This window comes from Stenotrophomonas sp. YJH_SMC_20 (assembly GCF_059367845.1).
In genome coordinates this window covers 214754-237730 of the sequence record NZ_JCAFRG010000002.1, presented here as the reverse complement: position 1 = coordinate 237730, position 22977 = coordinate 214754, and the positions used below count along the sequence as shown (strand labels likewise).

Sequence of the window (22977 nt, the reverse complement as noted above, 5' to 3'; positions counted from 1 at the left end):
ATGGACCGACCCGCAGCCTCGCCCACTCTGGAGGCCTCCGCCGCAGGCGGAGGGGAGCCCGGCGATCTTGCCGAGCACCTGTCGGCAGCGCCGGGCTTCCTCACCGAAGGCAACCCGCGCGGCGTACTCGAGGCGGCAGTGACGCACCTGCGCGCACGGCAGCACGCCGTGCTCGCGCTGGTGCTGGAAACCGCTGGCTCCACCTACGCCGGTGCCGGCGACATGGTGCTGTTCTGCAACGGCAGCCAGGTCGGCTGGCTCAGTGGCGGATGCCTGGAGCCCGAGCTCGCGCGACGCGCGGAGCAGGTGAGCGCTGCAGGCCGGGTCGACTGGATCGAGATCGACACCCGCAGTGACGACGATCTTTTGAGTGGGTCCGCGCTCGGGTGCCGCGGCCGACTGCGGATTGCGCTCCTGCCGTTGCGTGCGATGGTCGGCATCGACGACGTCATCGAGGTCTGGCTGCGCGAGGGCGTGTCACTCCAGCGCGACCTTCGCACGTCGGGGCAGGTCGTTTTCCGCGCCGGCCATCGCGAGCAGGCATGGCAGCTGCATCCGATGGACGGGGCGCAATCCTTTGGCGAGGGCGCATGGCATTTGCCGTTGCCCCGGCTTCCGCGGGCCCTGGTGTTGGGGGGCGGTCCCGAAACGCCCTCCCTGGTTCCGTTGCTGCGGGGCCTGGGGTGGCGGGTCAGCGTGGCCGAACGGCGAGCTCGCTGGGCCTCTGCCGGGCAGTGCGCGGATGCGCATCTTCAGACCAGCCCGGCCGAGGCCCTCCATGCCGACCCGTGCGACGCGGCACTGGTGATGCATCACGATTTCGAACTGGACCGGGAGGCGCTGGTGGCCCTGGCTGATACCAACGTCGCGTTCATTGGACTGCTGGGTCCGCGGCGAAGGCGCGAGGACCTGTTCAAGCTGCTGACACCGGATCAGCGCCACCGCCTTTCCCCGAGACTTCGATCACCGGTCGGCCTGGACATCGGCGGCCGAGGGCCAGAGGCGATTTCGCTCAGCATCGCCGCGCAACTGCAGCAATGGCGAAGCGCGCACGGCAGGTGACTGAGGCGCATGCGGTCGTCGTGCTTGCTGCCGGCGGGAGCACCCGACTTGGCCAGCCCAAGCAGCTTCTGACCCGGCAGGGCGAGACCCTGGTACATCGCGTGGTGCGGTTGGCACTGGAGCTCGCGCCAACGCAGGTGCTGGTCGTGGTGGGCGCGAACGCACAGGCCGTGACATCCAGCGTTGCCGGGCTGGATGCCACTCCGGTAACCAACCACCACTGGGAACGCGGCCTGGCGAGCAGTCTGCAGGTTGCCGGCGCACACCTGCTGCCCACCGTGACCGCGGTGATGGTCGTGGCATGCGACCAGCCCGCAATCGAGCGCTCCCATCTGCAGGCGCTGCTTTCGGGGGGGCGCGCCTCGGCGTCAGGGTGTGCGGGTACCCGTCATGGAAACGCGCTTGGCGTTCCCGCAGTAGTGCCGCGTGCATGGTTCAACTCCGCGGGTGCAATCGGTGACCGCGGCTTCGGAGCGCGCCTGCGGCAGCTTCCCATCGATGCCGTGCATGCCCTTCAAGCACCGGAACTGGGCCTGGATATCGATACGCCAGAAGATCTTGCACGTGTGCGCGATGCGGGCTGGATCGATGCCGGGAGGTGACTCGCATGATCACTGGACCAATGCCTGTCGCGCAGGTGACGAGCGGCAGGGCTGGAGCTCGAACCCTCGCTGCCCGCAGCCCTGTAGAGTGAAGCCATGCTCGACTACGGCACGCCACATCGCGCCCCATAAGGCACATCACCAGCAAGAATCTGCAGCACCCGATCCAGCAGAACAGGCTCCGGCACACCAGCCAATACCTGCTCCAGGTAATCCAACGGCTCCAACTGCCATTGCAGGAGCGCCCGCAACCGCACAACGGCGGGCGCCCGCTGCTTCGCGTCCAGTGAGGCCTGCAACAGCAGATGGTGCGAGCGCCTCTCCAGCCACAGCACGGGTATGCCTCGGCAATGAACCTGGAACTCGACATCTCGATGCCGCTCGACGAACTGGAAGCCCTGTCGTGGCCGAGCCTCCACGAACTGCACGGCTTGGCGGCGCAGTTGTGAGAATCGATGGTCGTTGATGCTTTGGAACGCGACAGGCGAGTGCACCGGCGGTGCCAGCCACTGCGTCTGTGCCGCAACCACCACCACAAGACAGAGCGCGGTGGCCGCCCAGCGCCACCAGGCCACTCAGCCCTCCGGATGCAGTCGGGTACTGGCGTGTGCGGTAAGGCCGATTCCGGCCATGATCAGCCCCTCCATCACGCGCGGGCCGACGTACTGCTCCAGCTCGCCGTTCTCGCGGGCGCGCTGCGCGGCCAGCAGAATCTCCAGCACCACCCGAAGGCCGGCCAGCGAGCAGTCGGTGTCCGCCAGGGCGATGCGTCGGCCTGGCATCTGATGGCGTTCTGGCCACGGCTGGCCATCGGAGGCGACGCCTGAGCCGATGCTGTGCAGCAGGGCGATGAGGGTGTTCGGGTCCAGCGCAGGGCCATTCGCTGGCGCGTCGTGGATCGGGTGCGGGGCAGGGGAGTGGGGCTGGGTCATGGTGGGGCTCCTTGCGTGCATGCAGAAGCCGCCACCGATAAAGGTGGCGGACGATGCGAGGTTCGAAACCCGGTCTACGCTAAACCGGCAGGCGCAAGGCCTCCACGCACCGCCCGCCATAGCAGGCCGACGGATTGCCAGCCGGCACCACCTGATGGGTGATGCCGGCTGGCAAGCGTTTACTTCAGCGTAGAACCGGGGTTTCGAATCCCGGCCACCTGTTCAAGGTGGCACGGCAAGGAATACGCCCGGTTGTGCGCGATGCCAATGCAGTAGGGCTGATGACGTCACTACTTTCAACATTTTCAGAATCGTTGCATACGACGAAACCAAGCTGGAGCCTTGCGCTGCAACGCTATCGGCCATGTCGGTGGTGCAGCTCTGCGCGCTGTCGGCATCCGCCCGGTGGGGCTGTGAGCAAGGCAGATGCGACATGCCTGTCCAGCAATGCGCTTCCGATTGCGTGTGACGCGTCACGTTAATACGTGAAATCTGCGAAATAAGGCGCTGCATGTCACCATGTGGCGGGGCGAATCATCTGCACAATGCCCCTTGGTACCTCATGGATGCATCCGCCCAAAAAGGTTTTCATGTCTGGCATGACTGACGGGCAGCAATTACGCAACGCGCAATGGGGCAAGGTGTCGCGCCTGTTCAAGCCTGCGATGATCATTAGCGCGGCGCTGGCGGCAAGCGCAGAAACGCTCTATCGCACAGGGGTATACCCGCGAGCCACCTTCGAGGCGGGCAGCGCTGATGCTCGAACCTGGTTGTATGTGGCATTGATGTACCTGATCGCCTTTCCAGTACTGTTTCTTTGGATGAGGCGACTGCTCGCAGGCTACCCCATGCCATGGAACCCGCCGCTCAAGCGCTGGTTGCTGGGCGCGTTCTCCCTGATCCTCTGCAGCGGAATGATCATGCTGCCGGTCATCGTGCTGACTGTTGGAGGCAGCGCTGCAGGTCGCGGCAAAGGGCTGTATCAGCTGTTCACCGGCAATCTGTTCGGCACGTTCCTTGTGGGAACGGTGCTCGCCTACGGAGCGGCCCTGGGTGCATGGCTGCTGTTTATCGGAACCCCAAAGCTGCTCTTCCCCAGGCCGGGCTCGCGCTAGGCCCGCTGCGATAGTTTCCTGGAAGTGCAGGTGTTCGAGCCCGCCACCTGCCGCCGGGTCGTCAGTGGCCCTTCAACGCCGCCTTGGTTCGCTCCAGCCATGCGGCATTGTGGCTGCGCGCGTGGCGCGACCAGTGCTGGGCATCGTCGATGATGCTGGCGAACAGGCTGCGGGCTTGCTTGCGATCGTCGGGTTGCGGCTGCGCCATCAGCCATTCGGCGTAGAGGCAGCGGGCGGCCGCGTCGTTCCCGCATTCCACGGCGCGCTCGAATGCGGCGCGGGCTCCGGGGGCTTGCGCGGTTGCCAATGCCTGCGCGTACAGCAAGGTCTGTTCCGGTTTGCGGCGCACGTCCGGGTGGCGTGCGAACAGGCCGTCCAGCGTCTCAACCGCCAGCGCGGCGTGCCCGGACTCAAGGCGGGCACGGGCAAGGCCGGTCAGGATGTAGGGATCGTCGCCCAGCGGCGAGCTGGCTGCCTGTTCAAGCAGGCTCCTGGCTTCCTCGGCCTGGCCGGCATCCAGCAGCGTCATGCCCAGCCGAACCCGATTCTGCACGGTGGGCGTGCGCGCCAGTTCGGCACGGGCGTTGCGAAGGTCCTGGCCCGGGTCCATGAGCTGCTTGGCGGAGCGGACGACCTGCCGGGCGCCGCGCGAGTGGCGGACTTCAGGGAAGTAGATCGCCAGGAAGTAGACGACGCTGCCGAGCAGCGGGAACGAGAAGAGCAGGATGAGCCAGTAGAGGCTCTGCCCCGAGCGGATGGCGTGCACCGCGAAGTAGATGGCCGCCAGTACGTGGAGTCCGATTCCGATATAGGGCATGTGTGCCGCCTCGTCCTTGTGAGGGGTGGAACTATAGTCGGGGAGGGGTAGGGCGCCAATGGAGTGGCAGCAATCGAGCGTGACGCGTCACGTTAATAGGATGAGTTCTGCAGAGTCGAGCGCTGCATGCCACTATGTGGCGGGGCTGCATTGACGGAAGGGGATACATGGAACGTACGCAGAAGACGCTAACCATGGCCGATGTTGCGGGGTGGGGTTCGGCGCTGGTTACGTTTGGCTTGGTGCAAGGGGCTTTCTATCTGAAGGCTTACTGGGGTCACTTCGGCCTGGATCCTTTTCAGTTTGTTGCGGTGAGTGAGCTTGCACTGGCAGGGCTTGCGGGGATCGGCATGGTGTTGTTCCTTATTCTGATTGCGCTGCTGTTTGGAGGGTGGGTTGAGGGGAAGGTGACAGCGACGCCGTCCCAAGCCAATCTGCTGATGTGGCTGACCCTGGCTCTTTGTCTTGTTGGAATGGGTGCCTTGCTTTGGTGGACCAATGCCTGGCCCGTTTTGATAGGTGTGGCGCTGACGGGCATATGTGCAATGGCAGTACGCCTTTCCCCAGTGTTGCCGGCCGCCGTGAAGGACTCGCCGTGGCTGGTCTATGCGCTCGTGATGATTGTCTATGTCCCGATCTCGTCAAACTGGCTTGGCTTCGAGCGCGCCAAGGCGATTACTTCTGGCGCCAGCAAGTACACGGTCAATGTGACTATTGATGAGAAGGTGCAAGGCGGCCTGGGCCTAGTGGGGCGTTTGGGTGATAGCTATGTACTTTGGGACCCGGTACAGAAAGCTGCAGTTCTTATGCCAGTGGACGACGTGAGTAGGCTGGAGATTGCGCAAAAATCCGTTCTGCCTGCCAAACCAGTTCAGTCGCGATAAGGGCTCGTTATCGCTGACAGCCGCAATGCGGCTGTTTGCCCCGATGATCGGCTCTCACTGGTCATTGCGGCGACCCGGCTCGTTCGGCAATACGTGATGACATTCATCGAGCCGAGCATTGCTGACGGCTTGGCGCGCGCCGCAATGATTGCAAGTCAGAACTGTGCCGCCGGGTATCTTTCCCAGGGCATCCCCGCTGAGGTCGGTAATCCCGCCGCAGGCTGTGCAACGGATAGAGATTTGTCGCACATGGACGATGTTGCCGTGCTCATCCCGGACAGGGACCAGCGCAAGCACATAAAACTGACCGGTGTTGGGCATGTCCGTGGTTCGATAGCGTTGACGACGCCATCGTTGCTGCATTTGCTGGCTTCAGAGCGTGACGTGGCGTAGCGACTGGCGCGCACATTCCTGAACACGTCAGGATCGGTATCTCACTTTCGAACAATCGAGAGAGCTACATCATTCATATTTGCTAACGTGCATCGACCATATGGAGAGGGAGCGCGCGATGCCCATTAGGGCGGTGGTGTATGTCAGCGAAGCTTCGAATGCCCTGATGGGAGACAAGCTAGGGTTGCGGGGGAGCAAACTGGACGATCTCGTGGACGACGCAGCCCGCTTCAATCGAGACGCCGGCGTCAGCGGCATTCTTCTTTTTGACGGCGAGCGCTTCCTTCAATACCTGGAAGGGCCGTCAGACGGGCTAGATGTTGCATATTCGCGCGTCCTTGGAGCCTCTAGCCACCATCATGTCCTGGAGCTGCAGAGAAGCGCGGTCTCCGATCGCCGGCTTCCGTTCTGGCCGATGAAATGGCTCCCCGTAGAGCCAAGCGAGCTGACTTCAACCGCGCTCGGCGATTGGGCCGGATTCAAGAGGCGAGGCGACGGCGAGGCCATGAACGCGACAGCGATGGATCGGTTGCTCCTGTTGGTCTCCCGAGGCGCTGCGCTTGACTGAGGCTACGGCGTGGAGCACTCATCCTAGGTAGCCCGCCGGCAATCCACTTGCTCATGAATCGCCGTGGTGAGCTGACGAAATCGGTAGGGCTTGGGAAGAAAACGGACATTTTCGGGAAGCACCGGCAATTGAGAACGCTGAAGCCCTGACGAAATCACTACCTTCGCCAGCGGTTGGGTCAAAGCCGCTTCAACCGCAACATCCAGGCCGGTCGCAGAGCCTGGCATGCTGTAGTCCGTCACAACGATGGTGAACTTCCCCTCGCCGCGAAGGTGTGCAATTGCCTCAACTCCCGTGCTGGCGGTGGTGACATCGAAACCTTGGGCACTGAGGGCATCGGCAACCACTGCGCGGAGATCTTCTTCATCTTCTACGAAAAGAACATGGATAGGCATTTCAACGGACTCGAATTGGGAAAAAAAGACTAACCCGGGTTCCTTTCCCGACTTCGCTGATCAATTCGGTGTGCCCCCCCGATTGGCTCGTGAAGCCAAATACTTGGCTTAGCCCCAACCCACTTCCTTTGCCGATTGACTTGGTGGTGAAGAACGGCTCGAAAACCCGTTCCTGCACTTCCTTGGGAATGCCCTCGCCATCGTCGCAGACCGTGATGCAGGCGTAATCTAGCGGGCCATTCATGGGGGTGGATGGGCTCTGCAGAGAGCGAATTGCCGCTGACACAGTGATCTGTCCACCCTGAGGCATGGCATCGCGGCTGTTGCATACCAAGTTCAGGATGGCGGCCTCCAGCTGGGCCTTATCAAGCTCAATCTCCACATCTTCGTCGGGCAATTGGATGGCCACGTCAACGTGGTCGCCAGCCGCGCGTTTAAGCATGCCCTCGAACTCATGCAGAAGCCTTCCCAGCCGGACCTTCTCCGGGACCAGGGTCTGCCCCTTGCCAAAGGTCAGCAGCTGACGCGTCAATAGTGTTCCCCGTTCGCCCGCACGCTGGGCGGTGTCAATGAGCGCCGCGGCTGCAGGGTTATCCACGTGGATACTGACCATGTCCAGACAGTTGGCGATGATCGTGAGTAGGTTGTTGAAGTCGTGCGCCAACCCCAGCGTGAACTTGCCAATCGCTTCCATCTTTTGCGCTTGAAACAGTTCGCGCTGCGCATCAAGCAGTTGCTCTTGAGCCTGATGGAGTTCGGTAATGTCACGCGTGATCTTGGCGAATCCGACGAGATCACCGTCGACCCATATAGGGTCAATGACCACACTCGCGCGGAACGGCGTTCCATCTTGGCGCAAGCGCCAGCCTTCGCAGGCGTATCGTCCTTCTTCAGCGGCAACGCGCAAATTGCGTTGGGGAAACCCCGCTTCCGCCTCCTCTGGGAGATAGAACCTGGAGAAGTGGGACCCTACGACATCTGCTGCGGTATAGCCCTTGATCCGCTGCCCTCCGGTGTTCCACGTCCGGATGAAGCCCGCGGTGTCCAGCATATAAATCGCGTAGTCCGTGACCGAGTTCACCAGAAGGCTGAACTGCCTGCACTCATCGCTAAGAGCATCTGTAGAGCGTTGCTGGCTGATCATGGGTCATCCTCGTGGCGAGCCACCGGAGGCGACAGGTGGGGCAGTGTAGGAAGGGCCCACCGTTTGGGCGTTACGAAACCTTCACATCCGCTGCGTTGAGCCGTCGAGACTCGCTAATGCAGACGGTGTGGCTTGTTCAGCAAGGATGGGGCGATGGTGGGCGGGACGCGAGCGATGCAGGTCATGGAACAAAGATTGATGACGCTGGGGTATCAAGTTGGCGTAGCGCTGGAGAGCATTCAGGACGAGCCACGCCGGATCAAGGACAAGCGAATGTGCCGAATGTGGGGTCAGGACTCGTGTCGACCGTATTGCCGTCCCCAGTATGCTTCGCTACTGCTTGGGTCCAAGCACCCCGTGCGCATCACGCAGTGCGTCCGAGCGTCGGGGTCTGCGCTGACCGCGATGTAGCTCAATGCTTCAGCGAGCATCCGGAGAAACTGCTCCTCGGAGTAGAGCGCTGCCCATTCCGGTAGCTTCTCCTCAAGCTGAGCGATCATCAAATCAATTTCGAGACGGGTACTCATGTGGGGTTGCCCTCCTGCATCCCACACTAAGAGCCATCGCATTGCGTCTGGTCTCCAAGTTGGGGGCCCGTTCCCACGCCGGCTCTACTCTGCGCTCACCAGTTTTCTGCGAACCCAGTGGGAAGGGGAGCGAAGGTGAGCTGCGCGTCCGACGCCGTGAAATCCCTTTTCGCTCCGTCGCCACTCGTTCTACACGGGCGGCCGACGGTGTAGGCGTCAGATAGGGGCACCTGGAACGACTCTTTCCCTCAGATGGATGCCCATGACAAACGACGCCGTTGCTCCCAATCCTGTAGACGCCGTCGTGATCGGTGGAAGTTTCGCTGGGATGTCCGCCGCGCTTCAGCTTGCTCGGGCCTGTCGATCAGTGGTGATCATTGATCATGGGCTGCCAAGGAACCGCGCCGCCAGCCGAGCCCATGGCTGCCTCGGTTGGGATGGATGCGCCCCGGCCGATCTTTTGACAACCGCTCGGCGGCAACTTCAAGCCTACAGCCACGTGCGCTGGATCGCCGCCGAGGCGGTGGGTGCGCAGGGCTCTGCCCGGACCGGATTCAAGGTCACCTGTGCCTCTGGGAGAACAGTGTCCGCACATCGATTGGTGCTGGCCCACGGGGTCGTGGACCAGCTCCCGGAAATCCCCGGCTTGGAAGAGCGCTGGGGAAAGAGCGTCCTCCATTGCCCTTACTGCCACGGCTACGAGATCTGCGGAGGGTCGCTTGGGCTTCTGGTCGCCGCAGACGACGATGCGTTGGCGCATGCCAAGGCATTGCAGCAATGGGGGAAAATCATGATCTTCCACCGGGGAGATCGGACGGAGCAGGCATTGAACGCTCTGGAGAATCAGCTTAACGGCATTGATGCGGCCTTGGAGCGAACACCGTTGGTCGGCGTTTCTGGAGAAGCCACGGCGGACCTGGTCGACGGACGCCGGCTAAAGCTACGGGCCCTCTTTTTACACCCCGAAACGAAACTATGCTCCCCGATCGCACACCAACTGGGGTGTGAAACCGAATCTGTTGGCTGCATTTCAACGGACTCGGCGAAGCGGACCACCGTGGAAGGAGTGTTCGCCTGCGGGGACGCAGCCCGGTTCGCAGGCAACATCGCCCTGGCCATCGGAGAAGGCGCGCTCGCTGGCGTGGCGGCGCATCGCTCGTTGTTGGGGCTGCTTGACTAAGCAAGCACGGGCGTTCGCCATGCCTTCACGGTGGCGTCGCCTTGCTGCCATGGGCGCCTCGTTAGGGTGGAGGTCCATTCCCTGACGGAGATCACCATGGCAGAGCTCAAAGAGAACCTGTTGGATTGGCTGCGCGACGCACACGCGATGGAGCAGCAGGCGGAAACCATGCTCAAGGGCCAGGCGTCCCGGATCGAGCACTACCCGGTGCTGAAGGCACGCATTGAAGAACACATCCAGGAGACCATCGGCCAGCGCGAACTGCTGGAAGGTTGCATCAAGCGGCTGGGCGGCTCCCCGTCGACCCTGAAGGATGTGATGGGCAAGATGGCGGCCTTCGGTCAGGCCGTCGGCGGCATGACGGCTTCTGATGAGATCGTCAAAGGCGCCATGGCCGGCTACGTCTTCGAGCACTTCGAAATCGCGTCCTACACGGCGCTTATCGCTGCTGCCAAGACCGCCGGTGATGCCGAAACCGTGAGAGTCTGTGAAGAGATTCTGGTTCAGGAAGAGGCCATGGCCGACTGGCTGGCGGCCCATCTGCCCGAGGTCACCGAAGAATTCATGGTCCGCGACGCCACCCCTGGCGTTGAAGCAAAGAAGTGAGTCATTGACTCTCGTCGGCTGGGTTCACGCCCGGCCGACGGGGCCGGGCCGAGCGACGCATGGACCTCAGTTTCCGAATGTTGGACGCTCGCAACAAGAAGCCCATCCGATACGAGCGCGTCAATGCTGAGACCGGCGAAGAGGTGCCGTGGAAGGACATCGTCAAAGCCTTCGAGTATGACAAGGGAAGCTACGTCGTCATAGAAAAGGAAGACATCGCTGCAGCCGCACCCGAGACGCACGAATCCATCGACGTAGAGGCGTTTGTCAACGCCGAGAGCATTGGTCTGCGGTTTTTCGAAAAGCCCTACATCCTGGTGCCCGGCAAGAAGACCGAGAAGGGTTATGTGCTTCTGCGAGAGACCCTGAAGGAAACGGGTAAGGTTGGCATCGCCAGGGTAGTCATCCGCACCCGCGAATACATCTGTGCGGTGATGCCCGAGGACGATGCGCTGGTGATGATCCTGCTGCGCTATCCGCAGGAGTTGGTGTCGCCGGACGAATACAAGTTGCCTCAAGGCCAAGCATCCGACTACCGGGTGGCTCCCAAAGAACTGGAGATGGCCAAGCAGCTCATTGAGAGCATGACGTCGGAATGGCAACCGGACAGCTACCAGGACGAGTTCCGCGAGCGCCTGTCGGACATCATCAAAAAGCGGGTGAAGCAGGCCGGCGCCACGACCACCTTTGAGGAGCCCGAGCGCCGCGAGGATTCGGCGACCAACGTGGTGGACTTCATGGCCTTGCTCCAGAAGAGCCTGGAAACCAACAAGCGCACCCCGGCGAAGGCAACCCCGGTGAAGACCGCCTCCAAGCCGTCTGCCAAAGACAGCAAGTCTGCCAAGAAGGCCGCCGCCGACGAGCTCCGGGCCGCAGTCAAAGCCGTGGGTCCTACCTCCGCAGCGGTTCGCAAGCACCTGGGCAAGTAACGGGGAGCCGTCATGTCCTTGGTCGAATACCGCCGCAAGCGCCACTTTGATCAGACCAAGGAACCACGCGACCGATCTGGGTTGCCCGATGGATGGATCGGGCGTTCGCGCGCCAGCAGGCGCGCCAGAAGAACTAAACGCTCACGGGCAGGTTTCGGCCGGGATGTTCTCCCAGCCGCCCGGAATGCGCCGGAACGCAACACCTCCTATGCAGCGGATCTCTTCCCGGCGCTGCTTGACCTCTCGTTCTGCCTGTTCTCGGCGTGCGCGGATCTCCGCCAACGCTGCTTTTCGGTCCGTGACTGGCTCGAGCTGGGGAGCCGGGTTGGCGCTGGCTGACTGAGCTGGCATAGGTTCGGCTTGGAAGCGCGCATTCCAAGCGTCGCCGGTCCGCAGATGCAGTCAGATTCCAGCACCGGCCATACCCAATAGGATCACGGCCCACAGGCCGAGCCACGGAAATTCCCAGCGCGAGCGTGGGATCGGTTGCAGGTACTCCGGTCGTTCGCGTTCCATACGGCCCCCCAAGGCGTCCTGCGCGCATTCTAGCCGGGGTGTAGGGGCAGCGCCCCTACGGCAGCGCCTCACACGCGCTGGCGAGGCCTCGGTCCTGGCACCGGCAGGCCAATGGATGACGGGATAGAATCGGACGAAATGGACCGCAAGAGGGGGCGTAATGGACGACGTATCCATGATTTTTGGAGCAATGTGGGCAGGGCTGGAGGCCATCATCGGCAGCCCGTTGGTACAGACAATTGCAGGTGGCTTGATCGGTGCGGTCGCGGCTACAAAGGCCGTCGATCGCCAGATATCTGCTGACAGGGTCGCTGAAGCGAAATCGGACGAGGCAGCTATCGCTCGGCTGAAACTGGGTCTTCGCGTAGAAATGGAAGCGGTCCTGAAGATGGCGGAGCAATCACTAGGCCCTGAAATCGCCAAATGGAAGGCAGCGGGTGGGCGCGGGGGGTTTGGGTCCATTTTTCCCCTTCAAAGCGGCTACTTCACTTTGTTTGCGAAGAATGCGGACCAGTTGGGCTTGGTTGATGAGCGCACGGCGACCCTCGTTATCCAGGGATACATTGACCTCAAGGGTTCGGTGGACAGTTTTCTCTACAACAACCGTCTTCTTGAGGAATTCGAACAGGCTCGGCTTAAGCTTGGAGCGTCGACGGACAGTTCGTGGGTAGTCGAGCACATAGAGAGCATCGAAGATCAATTGCGCAGGTATGGTCCGCCGTTGATCCAGAATTACGATAAGGCGGTAGCGTCCGTAGGCGCCGCGCTGAAGAGCCTTAAGACTTGATGTCGGGGTGTAGGGGCAGCGCCCCTACGGAAGCGCCTCACACGCGCTGGCGAGGCCTCGGCCCCGATACAGGCAGGACTGCCGCTGGTGGCTCGGCGTCAGGGCCAGCCATCGCCACCGCGGAACGCTGTTTGCGCCGGCACACCACGTCCCGCAGATTGACGACAGTGGCAGGATGATGGCGAATGCCGGCGTCGCGATTGCTCACATTTTTGGAACTGTCGATCGACGGTACCGAGCGTGCAGCTTCCATCATGCGGCGCCATTCCTGCGCTTGGCAGGCGGTGAGCGACAGCCACGCCAGGTCTTCAGGCAGCAGCTCGCGACCTTCAGGCGTGATCAGGCGGTCACCGAGGAAAGAAAAACCGGCCCAAGGGCCGGTCAGGTCAATACGGTGGTGCGGGTCAAACTCAATCATGCCGCGATCTCATCCTTGGCCGGGGACTGAGGGCGTGGCAAGAGCCGAGCCAGAGGCCCAGCCATTGCCACGCCGAGGACACGAACGCGGCCGTAGCCCGATACAGCATTGCGCATAATGTATATTATGTTCATATCGTCTTGGGGTGGCTGGCACGCCTCTTGCCGCTGCCCCGGCACCTACTCTGGCATGGAGCCTGATCGTGCGTGATCGGAAACTGACCGGCCCTTGGGCCGGTTTTTCGTTTAAGGCTGGCCGACTGGTCACACCCGAAGGCCGCGAGCTGCTTCCCGAAGATCTGGCCTGGCTGTCGCTCACCGCCGCCCAGGCACAGGAATGGCGTCGGATGATGGAGAGCGGCCGCGCGATCGGCAAACCCCGGAAACCCTTGTCCTTCAACGCCGCCAGCGTGGTGAACCTCTCCGATGCCCTGGCACAGCGTCGGGAAAAGCGGTCATCGGTAGCGATGGCTGGCCCTGACGCCGAACCACCACCGGCAGTCCTGCCGGTACCGGGGCCGAAACGCCGCCAGCGCGTGTGAGGCGCGTCCGTAGGGGCGCTGCCCCTACACCCCGGCTAGAATGCGCGCAGGACGCCTTGGGGGCCGTATGGAACGCGAACGACCAGAGTACCTGCAACCTATCCCGCGCACGCGCTGGGAGTTTCCGTGGCTGGGCATGTGGGCCGTGCTGCTACTGGGCATGGCCGGTGCTGGAATCTGGCTGCATCTGAAGACCGGCGACGCCTGGAATGCACGCTTCCGAGCTGAGCCTGCGCCAGCCCAATCAACCAGCGCTGACCTGGCTCCCCAGTCCGAACCAGTGCCCGACCGGACGGCAGCGTTGGCGGAGATTCGCTCACAACGAGATCTAGCTGAGATTGCCGCAAAGCGAGCCCAAGCCGGACGATCGCAAGCGGACACCGATACACGGCGCAACGGCGAATTTCGATGCATCAATGGGATTGCCTTTCGGCGTATTCCAGGCGGCTGGGAAAACATCCCGGGCGAAAATTGCCCGTGAGCGTTTAGTTCTTCTGGCGCGCCTGCTGACGCGCGAACGCCCGATCCATCCATCGGGCAACCCAGTAGTGAACGTCGAGATAGCGGCGCAGGTTCATGGCCGCAGTATAGGCGCCAGCAGCCCGATGAACGCAAGGTGCGCCACGTAGTAGCCGTAGAAGGCCCATCGGCCACGTGGCACCGGCCACGCCACACGCGACATGCCCAACGCCACCGGAATGGCCGCCAATGCCCACAGGTTGCCATTGAACCAGCAGATCGCGGCGAATGCCGGCGCAAGCAGCCAGTACTGGTGTCGGTAGAAGGCGGACCACGCCAGCAGCACGAACCCTACCCCGGCCCATTGGTAGTCCACGAATGCCGCCAGCACCGCCGCGGCCAATGCCAGGACAACCCACCTGCGTTGGCCGGCCGCATAGATGGCAGCGGCGCACAGGGCGAACGTGAGCAGGATGTTCAACGGCAACCAGTAGCCGAATGCCAAGGCGTGCACGGGCTGCGCGATCAATCCCCACATGCCGAGCCTACGCACCGACTTGACCGGGTCGGCACCGGGCTGGGCGAGGTTGTAGGCCATCACCAGCGCGAACAGAGGGAACGCCACCCTGCCCGCCTCGCTGAGACCTGGCACATACCCGCCATAGATGATCTTGGCGACGTGGTCGCAAGTCATGAGAACGACGGCCAGCCACTTCAACACCTCGCGTGCGCTGCTGGTCATAGCTTGTTCGGCCCCGGTGCCGTGGTCATGTAGCTATCGGTTGGGAACGGCGGCGACTCGGGGAAGCTGCCCATTGTGCGCTCCACGTGCTGGACCACACTGCCCGTCAGTGGCGACGATTCTGCCGGGCGTGGCTGGCTTGCCGCGTCAAACCGCTGGTCCCGCCGATCCTCCGACCGCTCCCGATATGGGTTGTAGACAGGCCCATTGCGCGCCAGCGTGCGGCACTCGGGCTGACTCAGCTCATACGCTGTGCCTTGCTCAGTGAGGCAACGGCAGCTCGCCTCCTGGCGGACGCCCTGCGCGTCCAGTCCCTCCATGGACGACATGCACACCAACTGCGGATCGGATCGAGCCTGTCGATCATCGAACACGGGCGCAGTCCAGGGCATGGTGCTGATGCGCGGCAGATGGTCCTTTGCATAGGCAGCGGCTGAGGGCCATCGCGGAGCGCCTTCCTTGCTTGATCCGCCGCGCGGCGGCGAAGGGGCCGCATCGGCTAACGCCGATTGCGTCCCTTCTTTGCCCACGCCATCTGTAAGCGCAGATGGGACGAGAGAACGGTAAGCCATATAGGCGCAGACAGCGCCAACGACGATCACTGCCGGAAGCAGCAACACCCTGAGCGGGATTCGTGCCTTGATCGTGTGGACCTCGGCAGACTTGTACTGTCCAAACACCTGAGATGGCAACAACCGTGTGGTGCGCTGGGCCATGTCCCGCTTTGCGAGTGACTTAATTTCCTCGTTGAGTTCGCCCCAGCGATAGACGTCCAGCATCTTCGTTCCGAAGCGCCGCACCACGTGCGAGTGAGCGCCGATCAGACCACGTACGAACGGATACAGCTGGTTCGGCTGCTGCGTGGTCCACACGAAGTCCAGGCCACGATGCCGGTGCTCAGCCAGTTCAAGCACGTGCCTCGGCGTCTGCTGCCGCGTGGCGTCATGCAGGTGGCCGAACCACTTCCACGCTTCGTCCACGAAGATCAGCGAGCCATTCGGGACGATGTAGTTCCCCTCGGCGTCCTTGTCGTTCCAGTGCCGCGCATCATCGAGCACAGTGGCAAGGCCGGGATCAAGGCCGTCAATTCCGACAGCGAAGATCGGCCGATTGGCCGCCTTCGCCTCCGAAACAAGCCGCTCCATCATCAGCGCGGTTTTACCGTTGCCGGGCTGGCCGGTGAACAGTTCGATAGGCATGTCAGGTCCGCTTCGTCAGGAACGTCTTCGCGGCACCGACTGCGAACTTTGCCGTCACAGCGGAGGCAATCATCGTGCACGCTACGTCGAATTTCATGATGCCCGCATAGGACACAACCAGCGCGCCCCACTCTCCGCCCGGCGCACCGGCACGCATTGCATCTTCCATCTGGCTGATCCATGGATCCACAAGAAACTCATTCGTTGCCCAGGAGATGCCAAGCCACACCATGGCCTCAGCCACCCATGGACCCCACTTCGAGCGAAACAGCGCAGCGAGAGCAGTCAGCAACGTGCTGATGAGCATTGGCATGGTTAGGCATCCTTACTGGCGATAATTCGGAGGCAGAACAGCGCGGCGAGGCCCACAACGAAGTAGCTGCCGAGGCCGAGCCACCGGCAAAGCGGTGTAATGTCGAACGTGATGGTTTTACCCATGACATCGATTGCTGGCGGTTGCGGGCATCCCCTGCCCCAGCCGTAACCCGAAGCATCAGGACGCGTAGGCTGCCCGCTGCTCGGCGACCAAACATCAGACGCAGGCCGATCAGCCGGTGTTGTGACAGATCCACCTGTGCCGGTGAGAGCGTCACGAATCGCCTTAACGTCAGCGCCGTCGCCACCATTGCTCGGTCCACTTGCCATCTTCTCCAGGGCGCACGCTGAGCGCCACTGCATCAGGAGTCCGGCATACTCCATGGCGTCACATTTCTCTCCAGTGCAGATCGGCATCGTGCCGCACGTGCCACCGGCAATGTTCCGATTCTTCCGCGTATTGCAGTCAATGCGCCACTGGATACGAGCTTGTCCACACATGATGGGCGAACCACTACATGCGGGTGGCGAGCTACAGTCGTCGCCGCCAGAAAATGATTCTTCGTCAACAGGGTCCGGCTTACCGTCTCCATCGCCATCCCTCTTGCAAGTGCCATCGGGACCGCGAACCTCTCCGCTCGCGCACTGGCCGTCGCCTGGAAGACACTTGCCATCAGGAGACCGGACCTGCCCGGCAGGGCATTCGTTGTCCTTTTTCTTGCACGTGCCATCGGCCTGCTGTGCCATGCCATCGGGGCACGGCTCTGGCGCACATTTGCCGAGCGAATTCGGCTTCGCCCCATTAGGACAGTTGCCGTCATTGGTCGGCTCGCACACCTTAAGAAGGCTATTCCAGAAGTAGCCGGAGCCCATTGCGTGGCAATTTGACTCTTCGTTCTCCGGGCAGATGGCGCCCGTTGAAGACCAGGTCTTGCTGCCATCGGCATTGCTGAACCACGCGCCGTCGCAGCCGTTGCGGCAGCCAAGACTCCCATTCTTCGCCGCCCCTTCGCTCGACCACGGGCCAGAACCCGTATAGGAGGGCTCCGTCGAACACTTGTTAACCCACCAGAAATACGCGCCCGGATTGAACGGCCCCTGCTGCACGCCGTTTCGATCTGTGCCCCAGTACAGCACGAAGAAGCGCCCGTTACTTGAGCCACCATCACGGGTGCAGGTCTTTCGCGAGAGAGCGACAATAGAGGTATTTCCCGATATATTCGGCTGAAAAGCCTCGCATTGCGCCTGCGCTTCACCAACGGAGCAGCGAGCCGCCTCATCTCGACAGTTCTTATCCTGCGCATGCGCGTCGGTCAGGCCGATCCATGCAAGGAACAGCGCAACCATCACATAGGCAATGCGTCTGGCGATCGCGGATGCAAACACGCGTGCAAGCCAGTGCATCAGTTGAAATCCACAAAGATGATCGCGCAGGCCACCAGCCATGCGCAGAGCCAGATCCACCCTTCCATTTCAAGCCCCCTGCCCTGTCCAGGGCGTTGAAAGACCGGGGGGAGGGAGTCGGCCCTGCCCCCCGGTTGCCGTTACATCGCGCGGCGCACCCACTTGTAGACCTTGACGCCGACCAGCACCATCAGCACGGCAGCGCCAATCTGACCGACCGGGCCGAGCGCGGCGTTGATGGCCGTCACCACCGGGCCCACGTCCACGCCGCCACCACCCGACGCGAACGCCGGAGCCGAAACCAGCGCGGCGGTGCCGACAGCCGCCAGCGCGGCACCCTTGCCCTTCAGGGCCTTCAACATCTTGTGCATGTGTCCTCCTAGGACTGTTCGATTTTCTTGCGGATAAGCCGGAACACGTACGCCACAGCCCACAAGAGCGCGATCTTTGCCCCGATGGCCTGGGCATCCTCAATCGGCAGTTCCGGCAGCAGCGCCGGTTGAGGAATCCAGATCACAGCCGTGCAGGTCCCCGTTGCCGTGTCCAGGTCGGCTTCGCGACATGCGGGGATCAGCACGGCCATGGCTTACGGCTTCGCCTGGACGGCTGCGGCCTTCGCCTGCAGCGGAACGAGGTCCACGTAACGCTTCAAGATCAGGTCCCCGTACTGGCTCAATGCGAAGGACTGCGGGTCAATGTCGTACTCGCCCGGCGGGTACGGCGGGCGCGAGCCGAGGCCAACACGGAACGGCAGCTCGAAGCCGTTGCCGAAGTCGAGGCCGACCATCTGTGAGCGGATGATGGAGTTGGTCTTGCTGTTGTGCCGTTCTTCGACGGCGGCGGACTTTACGCGGCAGATGGGCATAGTTCTTCCCTCACGAAACGATGGAGTGCGTCACCCTTGGCAATACCGCGAAAGCGTCCGGGGTGACCGTCACGGACGATGCGGGCCTCGCAGAAGTCGGACCATGAATCTCCGAACGCTCCGCGCAGAACACTGAGGGCCGGGCCTACTTGGCGCTCCATCCAGAGCACCATTGCCTCGGCAGAAACTTCGACGTGCTTGCGGATCGTGCGCAGCCGTGTGCACACGCCCTTGATGAGGTCATGCAGCGCGCTGTACGAGCCGCGCAGGTACGCACCCGGGTTCAACAGCACATCCAGCGGGATTTCCATGTGCTTGCCATACAGGCGCACTTCCGCGCGCACCCAGCGCGAGGACGGCAGGCCCTCGGCCTTGCCTTTCTCGTATACGCACAGTTCCTTGTGGCCTTTGCCGCCGACATACAGCGTGCATCCGGTGTTGTGGCCTTCATCTGAAATGAAGCGGTGACGCGGAGGGCATCCGCCCTCGGTAAAGCCGCCCTGCGCGGCAACATCGCGGAGCGCATGCACGTCCAGGCGTTCGCCTTCATAGTCGTCGTGCGCGCAGTCAACACGGGTAATCTTGGCGTCCAACATCGCGCACTGCTTGTAGACGCGCGCCCAGTCACGAATCCACTTGCAGCCCATGCCGGTCAGGCTCAGGCATACGGTGCTTTTCTTGCCACCGATGCCGACACGACCAACCACCTCGTTTTCCCGGTCGATCAACACAGCCGACTGCTCGTAGAAGTTCCAGTTCTTCTCACGAATCGCACCGGCAACGACTTCGCCACGGAAGCCAAAGATGCGGAACAGCAAGAGGTCCAGCTTCTTGCAGTTCACTTCTTCAAGGGCGGAGAGCGGGACCACAATGGTCAGGTAGTCGATAATTGCGTCCTGCTGACCCTTTTGGCCCGTGTTACTCCCCGGGCCAATCTCCGCCGCCGCCCGCTGCCCCTTTTCACCGGGCGAAAGCGGGGAAAAGCCCCTTGCACCACCCTCTACGGCCATCCTGAAGCGAGCGCGATCAACGGCCATTGCACCCCCCTTTGCCGCGCAGGACGAACACCAGCGACCAATAGAGGCCGGTAAGAAGCACGCCGCCCAGCACGAAAACAACAAGCGGATCACGCATGAACTCAGCGAACATGGGCGGCCTCTCGTTGCTCGGCAAAATGGGCGGCGGCCAGCAGATCGCCGCGCTTGGTGGCAGCGACTTCGGCCTGATAGAGCGTTTCCTGATCCGGGGTCCAGCCGGTTGCGGCCAGTTCGGCGCGTGCCTGGGCTACGAAGGCCGCTTCGTGTGCACTACGACGGGCAGACTCCCCGCGCCGGTCGAGGAACCACGAAACGAGTTTTGCGCTGCCAATCGAAACGGCCACGATGGCCGCCAGCAGCACGAAGGCAATGAACGGATCGATCATCCCTCTCCCCTGCCCCAAGCCCCCAAGGGAACCCGCCAGCGGCCTTGGGGTGCCGGTGGCGGGTGTGATGTATCTACATCACGCGCCGCATGTAAACTGATCCCATCACGTCGTGTCAATAGGATTCATCACATGAACGCCCTTGCAGAACTTCTGGACGCAGTGCGGGAACGGTCGGGACTCCCGTCCGACATGGCTTTGGCGACGAAATTGGGAATTCAGCGACAGACGCTGCACCAAGCGCGAAAGGGCGTGGCGGGCCTGTCTGATGAGCGAATTGCGCAGCTTTGCGAGCTGGGCAAGCTCGATGGCGCCGTATGGCTGGCGAAGATTCACGCCGAGCGCGCGACGTCTCCGGTCGAGCGCAGGGTATGGCGCTCAGTGTTGGACAGGCTAAGCGCGGCGGCGGCAGTGCTGGTGCTCGCAGTGATCGCAATGCCAGGCGCCGCCCGCGCTAAGGCCGTTGATTCACAAGGCTTTTCCGGCTCCGATCAGCCGCATTCTGTATATTATGTTCGTTGCGCCATTGCCCGATCCAGGCTTCACCAGTCACGCCCCTGATCCACTCCAGGCGCCGTGTTGAGCGCTGCGAATTTGGGGCAGCTTGCGCGGCAACTTGTAGCAATTGATGCGCTGAGCTACGTGCAGTCCCAATGACTCGCTGTGATCTTGGTGCATCACCAATGGTGCGTCGCGAATCTGTTGCATCTCCAATGATGTTGCCAAGGCGTTGCAGCCACGCGCTTTCGAGAGCATCTAATTTGGGAGACGGCTATGACCGTCGGCTTCATTTCTGAGCTAGCTCAGCGGCTTGGACCCTCCAATTTTGAAGAGTCCAAGCGAACAATTCACTTGCTGGCTCCGGTGTCGCGGTCCCCGAGCCCCAACCACGTCAGAACCCCTTGGACTTCGGCGGTGTCAGTCAAGGCGCTGACTGATCCATTCCCATGTCGCCTTGCTGAGGTAGCCTTGGTACTCGCCACGGACAAGCTGGGATACAAAAATCCCGTCATTCTTATCGAGCTTCTGTTGAAGATCGGCAGATAGATCGTGAGCGCTCATATCCCCGGACACCCAGCGGACCGACTCCAGATCAGGATCTGCTACGTTCTGGTAGCGCTCCAGGTGCTTGAGGAACGCAGTCCTCTTTGCGTCGTAGTTGGCTTCTCGGTTCAAATTCCAGGTGACAACATAGACGGCCATTTCGATCCTTCGAGACTGACACCGAACGTGTCTCCGTGATCTTAGTAAGTGCGACATATACGGTTCCGATAAGATATATTTATCGGAACTCAGGCTATTTTTAATCCCTACTTTCAACCACTTATGAGCGACCTTCTTCCAGCTCTGACCACCGCGGCTCCTGCCAATCCGACTGTGGCGCAGCTCTCGCAGTCCTCGGCGGACGCGGTGCGCGAAGTCTTCGCCGAAGCGGCCTCGGCCAACACCACGCGCAGTTACGCCACCGCCTTGCGCTACTGGGCGGCCTGGTACCAAGGCCGCTACGGAGCGGTCATCGCCATGCCGGTCGACGCGTCTTGCGTGATCCAGTTCATCATCGATCATCTGGCCCGGCGCTCAGGCGATGCCCTGACCTGGGAGCTGCCGCCGACACTGGATGCGCTTTTGGTGGAAGGCAAATTCAAGCAGCGCCAAGGACCGCTCAAGCTGTCGACCATCGTCCACCGCGTTGCGGTGCTCTCCAGCGCCCATCAATTGCTCAAGCTGGCCAATCCCTGCGAAAGCAGCGAGGTTCGGCAGCTGCTGGCCAAGGGCCGTCGCGCCGCACATAAGCGCGGCGAGCGGCCGAGCAAGAAGACGGCGATCACTGCGACCGAATTGATGGCGATGATTGCGACCTGTGAGGACGATCTTGTTGGGAAACGTGATCGTGCCCTGCTCTACTTCGCCTTCGCCAGTGGTGGGCGCCGTCGGAGCGAGACGGCCCATGCCGTCTTGAGCAAGCTTGCGCCGATCGACGGCGGCTACCTCTACCACCTGGACGTCGGCAAAACGCTTCAGGAGGGCGTCAAAGCAGGCGGCTCGCCGGACAAGCCCTTGTTAGGTCCACCGGCCGAAGCGCTTCGCACCTGGATCGAAGCGGCTGGACTGCAGGAGGGTGCCCTCTTCCGCCAATTGACACGCGGGAAAGTTGGGGCCGGCTTGTCACCCAAGTCGGTGGCCACCATCATCCAGAATCGCGCCCGCGCTGCCGGATTGGTGGGGAGCTTTGGCGGTCACAGCCTACGATCGGGTTTCGTAACGGAAGGTGCTAGGCAAGGAATTGCCCTGCCAGCCATTATGGCAATGACCGATCACCGATCGGTGGTCAGTGTCATCGGCTACTATCAGGCCGGTGCGGCCGAAACGAATCCGGCGGCTCGAATGCTGGAAGCTGCCGCAAGGTCAAGTGCCGAGCGCCCCATAGGGCGGTATGGAGACACGACGAGCGCTGAGTCCTAGGCAATCGTGCGGTCAAACTAGTAGAAGTATCCTTTGATCGTCGCGGCTTCGCTGCGATCTATCACTGTCGGTCTCTGATGATCTCCCGTCGCAGTCGGCCCTCACGTCACGGAGATCGGGTGATCTGTGCCCGATGCTTGAGTCGGCCGTCTCCAGTAAATCGCGCGCGGCTACACCAAAGATCCTGCGATGCTTGGCGGTGCGAAAGGCAATGGCCACTCGACCCTGCCGTCCGATTTGCCGCTCTCGCATGGCAAGAAGAATCCCGTTTATGCGGTCATGGTCGAAGGTCCGGACGGCACCAGATTGCAAGCAGAAGCGGAGCTTCGTCTCGACCACTTTCGACCTGGCGGCTACAAACTGATTGCCTATCTCCCTAGACTCGATAAAGCTGATGTGCCCGTGATTAGCAAAGTCTGGAAGGTGTAAGTCGAGCCTCCGTTTCGGGCCGACAGCTGCCATGCTTCACCCCCGATAATTCCCCCTGCCCCCCCCTTTGTTCCGTTGATGTCCGCCTGCGGCCACATGCGTCCGATCAGCTCCTACGGACAAATGTCAGCCATGGGCTGAACAGCCGTTCTCGCGTCCGTGCGAGTGACCGATGTGATCGACGACGGATATACTTCGATTCACAATGCCGCTCGATGCGGCGACGGCATACCCGCTGGTGCTCGACGCCCCCGGGTTATGC

The 22977-nt window shown here is 62.0% G+C and carries 31 protein-coding genes and 1 pseudogene; 14 read left to right on the top strand and 18 right to left on the bottom strand.

Annotated elements, in window-relative coordinates:
• On the top strand, nucleotides 1-1062 hold the full coding sequence (locus AC5P6A_RS04420) for an XdhC family protein (RefSeq protein ID WP_329841817.1): 1062 nt from the start codon (nucleotides 1-3) through the stop codon (nucleotides 1060-1062).
• Nucleotides 1038-1664 (top strand): nucleotidyltransferase family protein, encoded by a 627-nt coding sequence (locus tag AC5P6A_RS04415; RefSeq protein WP_346714829.1) that lies wholly within the window; start codon nucleotides 1038-1040, stop codon nucleotides 1662-1664. Before AC5P6A_RS04420 ends, AC5P6A_RS04415 begins: the two co-directional genes overlap by 25 nt.
• A gap of 104 nt (nucleotides 1665-1768) precedes the next feature.
• On the opposite strand, the gene AC5P6A_RS04410 is transcribed toward AC5P6A_RS04415, so the two are convergent.
• Complete coding sequence (locus AC5P6A_RS04410) at nucleotides 1769-2239, bottom strand: hypothetical protein (protein ID WP_329841815.1); 471 nt, start codon at nucleotides 2237-2239, stop codon at nucleotides 1769-1771.
• Nucleotides 2240-2596 (bottom strand): hypothetical protein, encoded by a 357-nt coding sequence (locus tag AC5P6A_RS04405; RefSeq protein ID WP_072167034.1) that lies wholly within the window; start codon nucleotides 2594-2596, stop codon nucleotides 2240-2242. It abuts the gene before it with no gap.
• 590 nt (nucleotides 2597-3186) lie between these two features.
• Between AC5P6A_RS04405 and AC5P6A_RS04400 the strand changes: the two genes are divergently transcribed.
• Entirely contained in the window at nucleotides 3187-3711 is a 525-nt protein-coding gene (locus AC5P6A_RS04400; protein ID WP_346714828.1) for a transporter, read from the top strand.
• 61 nt (nucleotides 3712-3772) lie between these two features.
• Here AC5P6A_RS04400 and AC5P6A_RS04395 read toward each other — a convergent pair whose 3' ends face one another.
• Entirely contained in the window at nucleotides 3773-4528 is a 756-nt protein-coding gene (locus tag AC5P6A_RS04395) for a tetratricopeptide repeat protein (protein WP_329841812.1), read from the bottom strand.
• A gap of 167 nt (nucleotides 4529-4695) precedes the next feature.
• Between AC5P6A_RS04395 and AC5P6A_RS04390 the strand changes: the two genes are divergently transcribed.
• From AC5P6A_RS04390 to AC5P6A_RS04380, 3 genes are all read left to right on the top strand, one after another.
• Entirely contained in the window at nucleotides 4696-5412 is a 717-nt protein-coding gene (locus AC5P6A_RS04390; protein ID WP_252744706.1) for a hypothetical protein, read from the top strand.
• A 96-nt stretch (nucleotides 5413-5508) separates the two neighbouring features.
• Nucleotides 5509-5805 carry a hypothetical protein gene (locus tag AC5P6A_RS04385; RefSeq protein ID WP_329841811.1) on the top strand — a complete coding sequence of 99 codons (297 nt, stop codon included), beginning with the start codon at nucleotides 5509-5511 and terminating at the stop codon, nucleotides 5803-5805.
• Nucleotides 5806-5923: 118 nt separating this feature from the next.
• Nucleotides 5924-6373 carry a BLUF domain-containing protein gene (locus tag AC5P6A_RS04380; protein WP_111096972.1) on the top strand — a complete coding sequence of 150 codons (450 nt, stop codon included), beginning with the start codon at nucleotides 5924-5926 and terminating at the stop codon, nucleotides 6371-6373.
• A 23-nt stretch (nucleotides 6374-6396) separates the two neighbouring features.
• On the opposite strand, the gene AC5P6A_RS04375 is transcribed toward AC5P6A_RS04380, so the two are convergent.
• The 3 genes from AC5P6A_RS04375 to AC5P6A_RS04365 all read right to left on the bottom strand — a co-directional run bounded on the left by AC5P6A_RS04375 (nucleotide 6397) and on the right by AC5P6A_RS04365 (nucleotide 8439).
• Nucleotides 6397-6768 carry a response regulator gene (locus tag AC5P6A_RS04375; protein WP_111096934.1) on the bottom strand — a complete coding sequence of 124 codons (372 nt, stop codon included), beginning with the start codon at nucleotides 6766-6768 and terminating at the stop codon, nucleotides 6397-6399.
• Nucleotide 6769: 1 nt separating this feature from the next.
• A complete protein-coding gene (locus AC5P6A_RS04370; RefSeq protein WP_329841808.1) occupies nucleotides 6770-7912 on the bottom strand; it encodes an ATP-binding protein in 1143 nt (380 codons plus the stop codon).
• Between the two features lie 290 nt (nucleotides 7913-8202).
• Nucleotides 8203-8439, bottom strand: coding sequence for a hypothetical protein (locus AC5P6A_RS04365; protein WP_049417377.1), 237 nt, complete (start codon nucleotides 8437-8439; stop codon nucleotides 8203-8205).
• 262 nt (nucleotides 8440-8701) lie between these two features.
• Here AC5P6A_RS04365 and AC5P6A_RS04360 point away from each other — a divergent pair, with 262 nt between their 5' ends.
• The 4 genes and pseudogenes from AC5P6A_RS04360 to AC5P6A_RS04345 all read left to right on the top strand — a co-directional run bounded on the left by AC5P6A_RS04360 (nucleotide 8702) and on the right by AC5P6A_RS04345 (nucleotide 12457).
• Nucleotides 8702-9619: an NAD(P)/FAD-dependent oxidoreductase gene (locus AC5P6A_RS04360; protein ID WP_329841805.1), complete on the top strand. Its 918-nt coding sequence runs from the start codon at nucleotides 8702-8704 to the stop codon at nucleotides 9617-9619.
• A gap of 96 nt (nucleotides 9620-9715) precedes the next feature.
• The gene (locus tag AC5P6A_RS04355) at nucleotides 9716-10225 is read left to right on the top strand and encodes a ferritin-like domain-containing protein (protein WP_049417379.1); all 510 of its coding nucleotides are present in this window, start codon (nucleotides 9716-9718) and stop codon (nucleotides 10223-10225) included.
• A gap of 50 nt (nucleotides 10226-10275) precedes the next feature.
• Nucleotides 10276-11154: pseudogene (ku, locus tag AC5P6A_RS04350) on the top strand (non-homologous end joining protein Ku); the annotation flags it as partial.
• Nucleotides 11155-11830: 676 nt separating this feature from the next.
• Nucleotides 11831-12457, top strand: coding sequence for a hypothetical protein (locus AC5P6A_RS04345; RefSeq protein WP_346714827.1), 627 nt, complete (start codon nucleotides 11831-11833; stop codon nucleotides 12455-12457).
• Nucleotides 12458-12494: 37 nt separating this feature from the next.
• Here the strand turns inward: AC5P6A_RS04345 and AC5P6A_RS04340 are convergent, their stop codons facing one another.
• Nucleotides 12495-12875 (bottom strand): DUF3653 domain-containing protein, encoded by a 381-nt coding sequence (locus AC5P6A_RS04340; protein WP_072167026.1) that lies wholly within the window; start codon nucleotides 12873-12875, stop codon nucleotides 12495-12497.
• Nucleotides 12876-13077: 202 nt separating this feature from the next.
• On the opposite strand from AC5P6A_RS04340, the gene AC5P6A_RS04335 reads away from it, so the two are divergent.
• A complete protein-coding gene (locus AC5P6A_RS04335) occupies nucleotides 13078-13416 on the top strand; it encodes a DUF3653 domain-containing protein (protein WP_495222248.1) in 339 nt (112 codons plus the stop codon).
• Nucleotides 13417-13990: 574 nt separating this feature from the next.
• Here the strand turns inward: AC5P6A_RS04335 and AC5P6A_RS04330 are convergent.
• The 10 genes from AC5P6A_RS04330 to AC5P6A_RS04285 all read right to left on the bottom strand — a co-directional run bounded on the left by AC5P6A_RS04330 (nucleotide 13991) and on the right by AC5P6A_RS04285 (nucleotide 19823).
• On the bottom strand, nucleotides 13991-14617 hold the full coding sequence (locus AC5P6A_RS04330; protein ID WP_495222247.1) for a TraX family protein: 627 nt from the start codon (nucleotides 14615-14617) through the stop codon (nucleotides 13991-13993).
• Nucleotides 14614-15816, bottom strand: a complete 1203-nt coding sequence (locus AC5P6A_RS04325; protein WP_495222246.1) for a zonular occludens toxin domain-containing protein — start codon at nucleotides 15814-15816, stop codon at nucleotides 14614-14616. Before AC5P6A_RS04325 ends, AC5P6A_RS04330 begins: the two co-directional genes overlap by 4 nt.
• 1 nt (nucleotide 15817) lies before the next feature.
• Entirely contained in the window at nucleotides 15818-16129 is a 312-nt protein-coding gene (locus tag AC5P6A_RS04320) for a DUF2523 family protein (RefSeq protein ID WP_049405310.1), read from the bottom strand.
• 2 nt (nucleotides 16130-16131) lie between these two features.
• The gene (locus tag AC5P6A_RS04315) at nucleotides 16132-17595 is read right to left on the bottom strand and encodes a virulence factor TspB C-terminal domain-related protein (RefSeq protein ID WP_495222245.1); all 1464 of its coding nucleotides are present in this window, start codon (nucleotides 17593-17595) and stop codon (nucleotides 16132-16134) included.
• An 80-nt stretch (nucleotides 17596-17675) separates the two neighbouring features.
• A complete protein-coding gene (locus AC5P6A_RS04310; protein ID WP_197621886.1) occupies nucleotides 17676-17906 on the bottom strand; it encodes a major capsid protein in 231 nt (76 codons plus the stop codon).
• Nucleotides 17907-17914: 8 nt separating this feature from the next.
• Nucleotides 17915-18118: a hypothetical protein gene (locus AC5P6A_RS04305; protein WP_065184837.1), complete on the bottom strand. Its 204-nt coding sequence runs from the start codon at nucleotides 18116-18118 to the stop codon at nucleotides 17915-17917.
• Nucleotides 18119-18121: 3 nt separating this feature from the next.
• Complete coding sequence (locus AC5P6A_RS04300) at nucleotides 18122-18400, bottom strand: single-stranded DNA-binding protein (protein ID WP_049445262.1); 279 nt, start codon at nucleotides 18398-18400, stop codon at nucleotides 18122-18124.
• A complete protein-coding gene (locus AC5P6A_RS04295) occupies nucleotides 18382-19437 on the bottom strand; it encodes a replication initiation factor domain-containing protein (RefSeq protein WP_495222244.1) in 1056 nt (351 codons plus the stop codon). The genes AC5P6A_RS04300 and AC5P6A_RS04295 overlap by 19 nt, the downstream gene beginning before the upstream one ends.
• Entirely contained in the window at nucleotides 19427-19549 is a 123-nt protein-coding gene (locus AC5P6A_RS04290) for a hypothetical protein (RefSeq protein WP_279923121.1), read from the bottom strand. The genes AC5P6A_RS04295 and AC5P6A_RS04290 overlap by 11 nt, the downstream gene beginning before the upstream one ends.
• Nucleotides 19539-19823 (bottom strand): hypothetical protein, encoded by a 285-nt coding sequence (locus AC5P6A_RS04285; RefSeq protein ID WP_279923120.1) that lies wholly within the window; start codon nucleotides 19821-19823, stop codon nucleotides 19539-19541. The genes AC5P6A_RS04290 and AC5P6A_RS04285 overlap by 11 nt, the downstream gene beginning before the upstream one ends.
• 132 nt (nucleotides 19824-19955) lie before the next feature.
• On the opposite strand from AC5P6A_RS04285, the gene AC5P6A_RS04280 reads away from it, so the two are divergent.
• Nucleotides 19956-20384, top strand: a complete 429-nt coding sequence (locus AC5P6A_RS04280; RefSeq protein WP_495222243.1) for a DUF3693 domain-containing protein — start codon at nucleotides 19956-19958, stop codon at nucleotides 20382-20384.
• 357 nt (nucleotides 20385-20741) lie between these two features.
• Here the strand turns inward: AC5P6A_RS04280 and AC5P6A_RS04275 are convergent, their stop codons facing one another.
• Nucleotides 20742-21026 carry a hypothetical protein gene (locus AC5P6A_RS04275; RefSeq protein WP_017354460.1) on the bottom strand — a complete coding sequence of 95 codons (285 nt, stop codon included), beginning with the start codon at nucleotides 21024-21026 and terminating at the stop codon, nucleotides 20742-20744.
• 123 nt (nucleotides 21027-21149) lie between these two features.
• On the opposite strand from AC5P6A_RS04275, the gene AC5P6A_RS04270 reads away from it, so the two are divergent.
• Both AC5P6A_RS04270 and AC5P6A_RS04265 read left to right on the top strand, forming a co-directional pair.
• Complete coding sequence (locus AC5P6A_RS04270) at nucleotides 21150-22286, top strand: site-specific integrase (RefSeq protein ID WP_017354461.1); 1137 nt, start codon at nucleotides 21150-21152, stop codon at nucleotides 22284-22286.
• A gap of 189 nt (nucleotides 22287-22475) precedes the next feature.
• Complete coding sequence (locus AC5P6A_RS04265; RefSeq protein ID WP_146027648.1) at nucleotides 22476-22715, top strand: hypothetical protein; 240 nt, start codon at nucleotides 22476-22478, stop codon at nucleotides 22713-22715.
• Nucleotides 22716-22977: the final 262 nt, after the last annotated feature.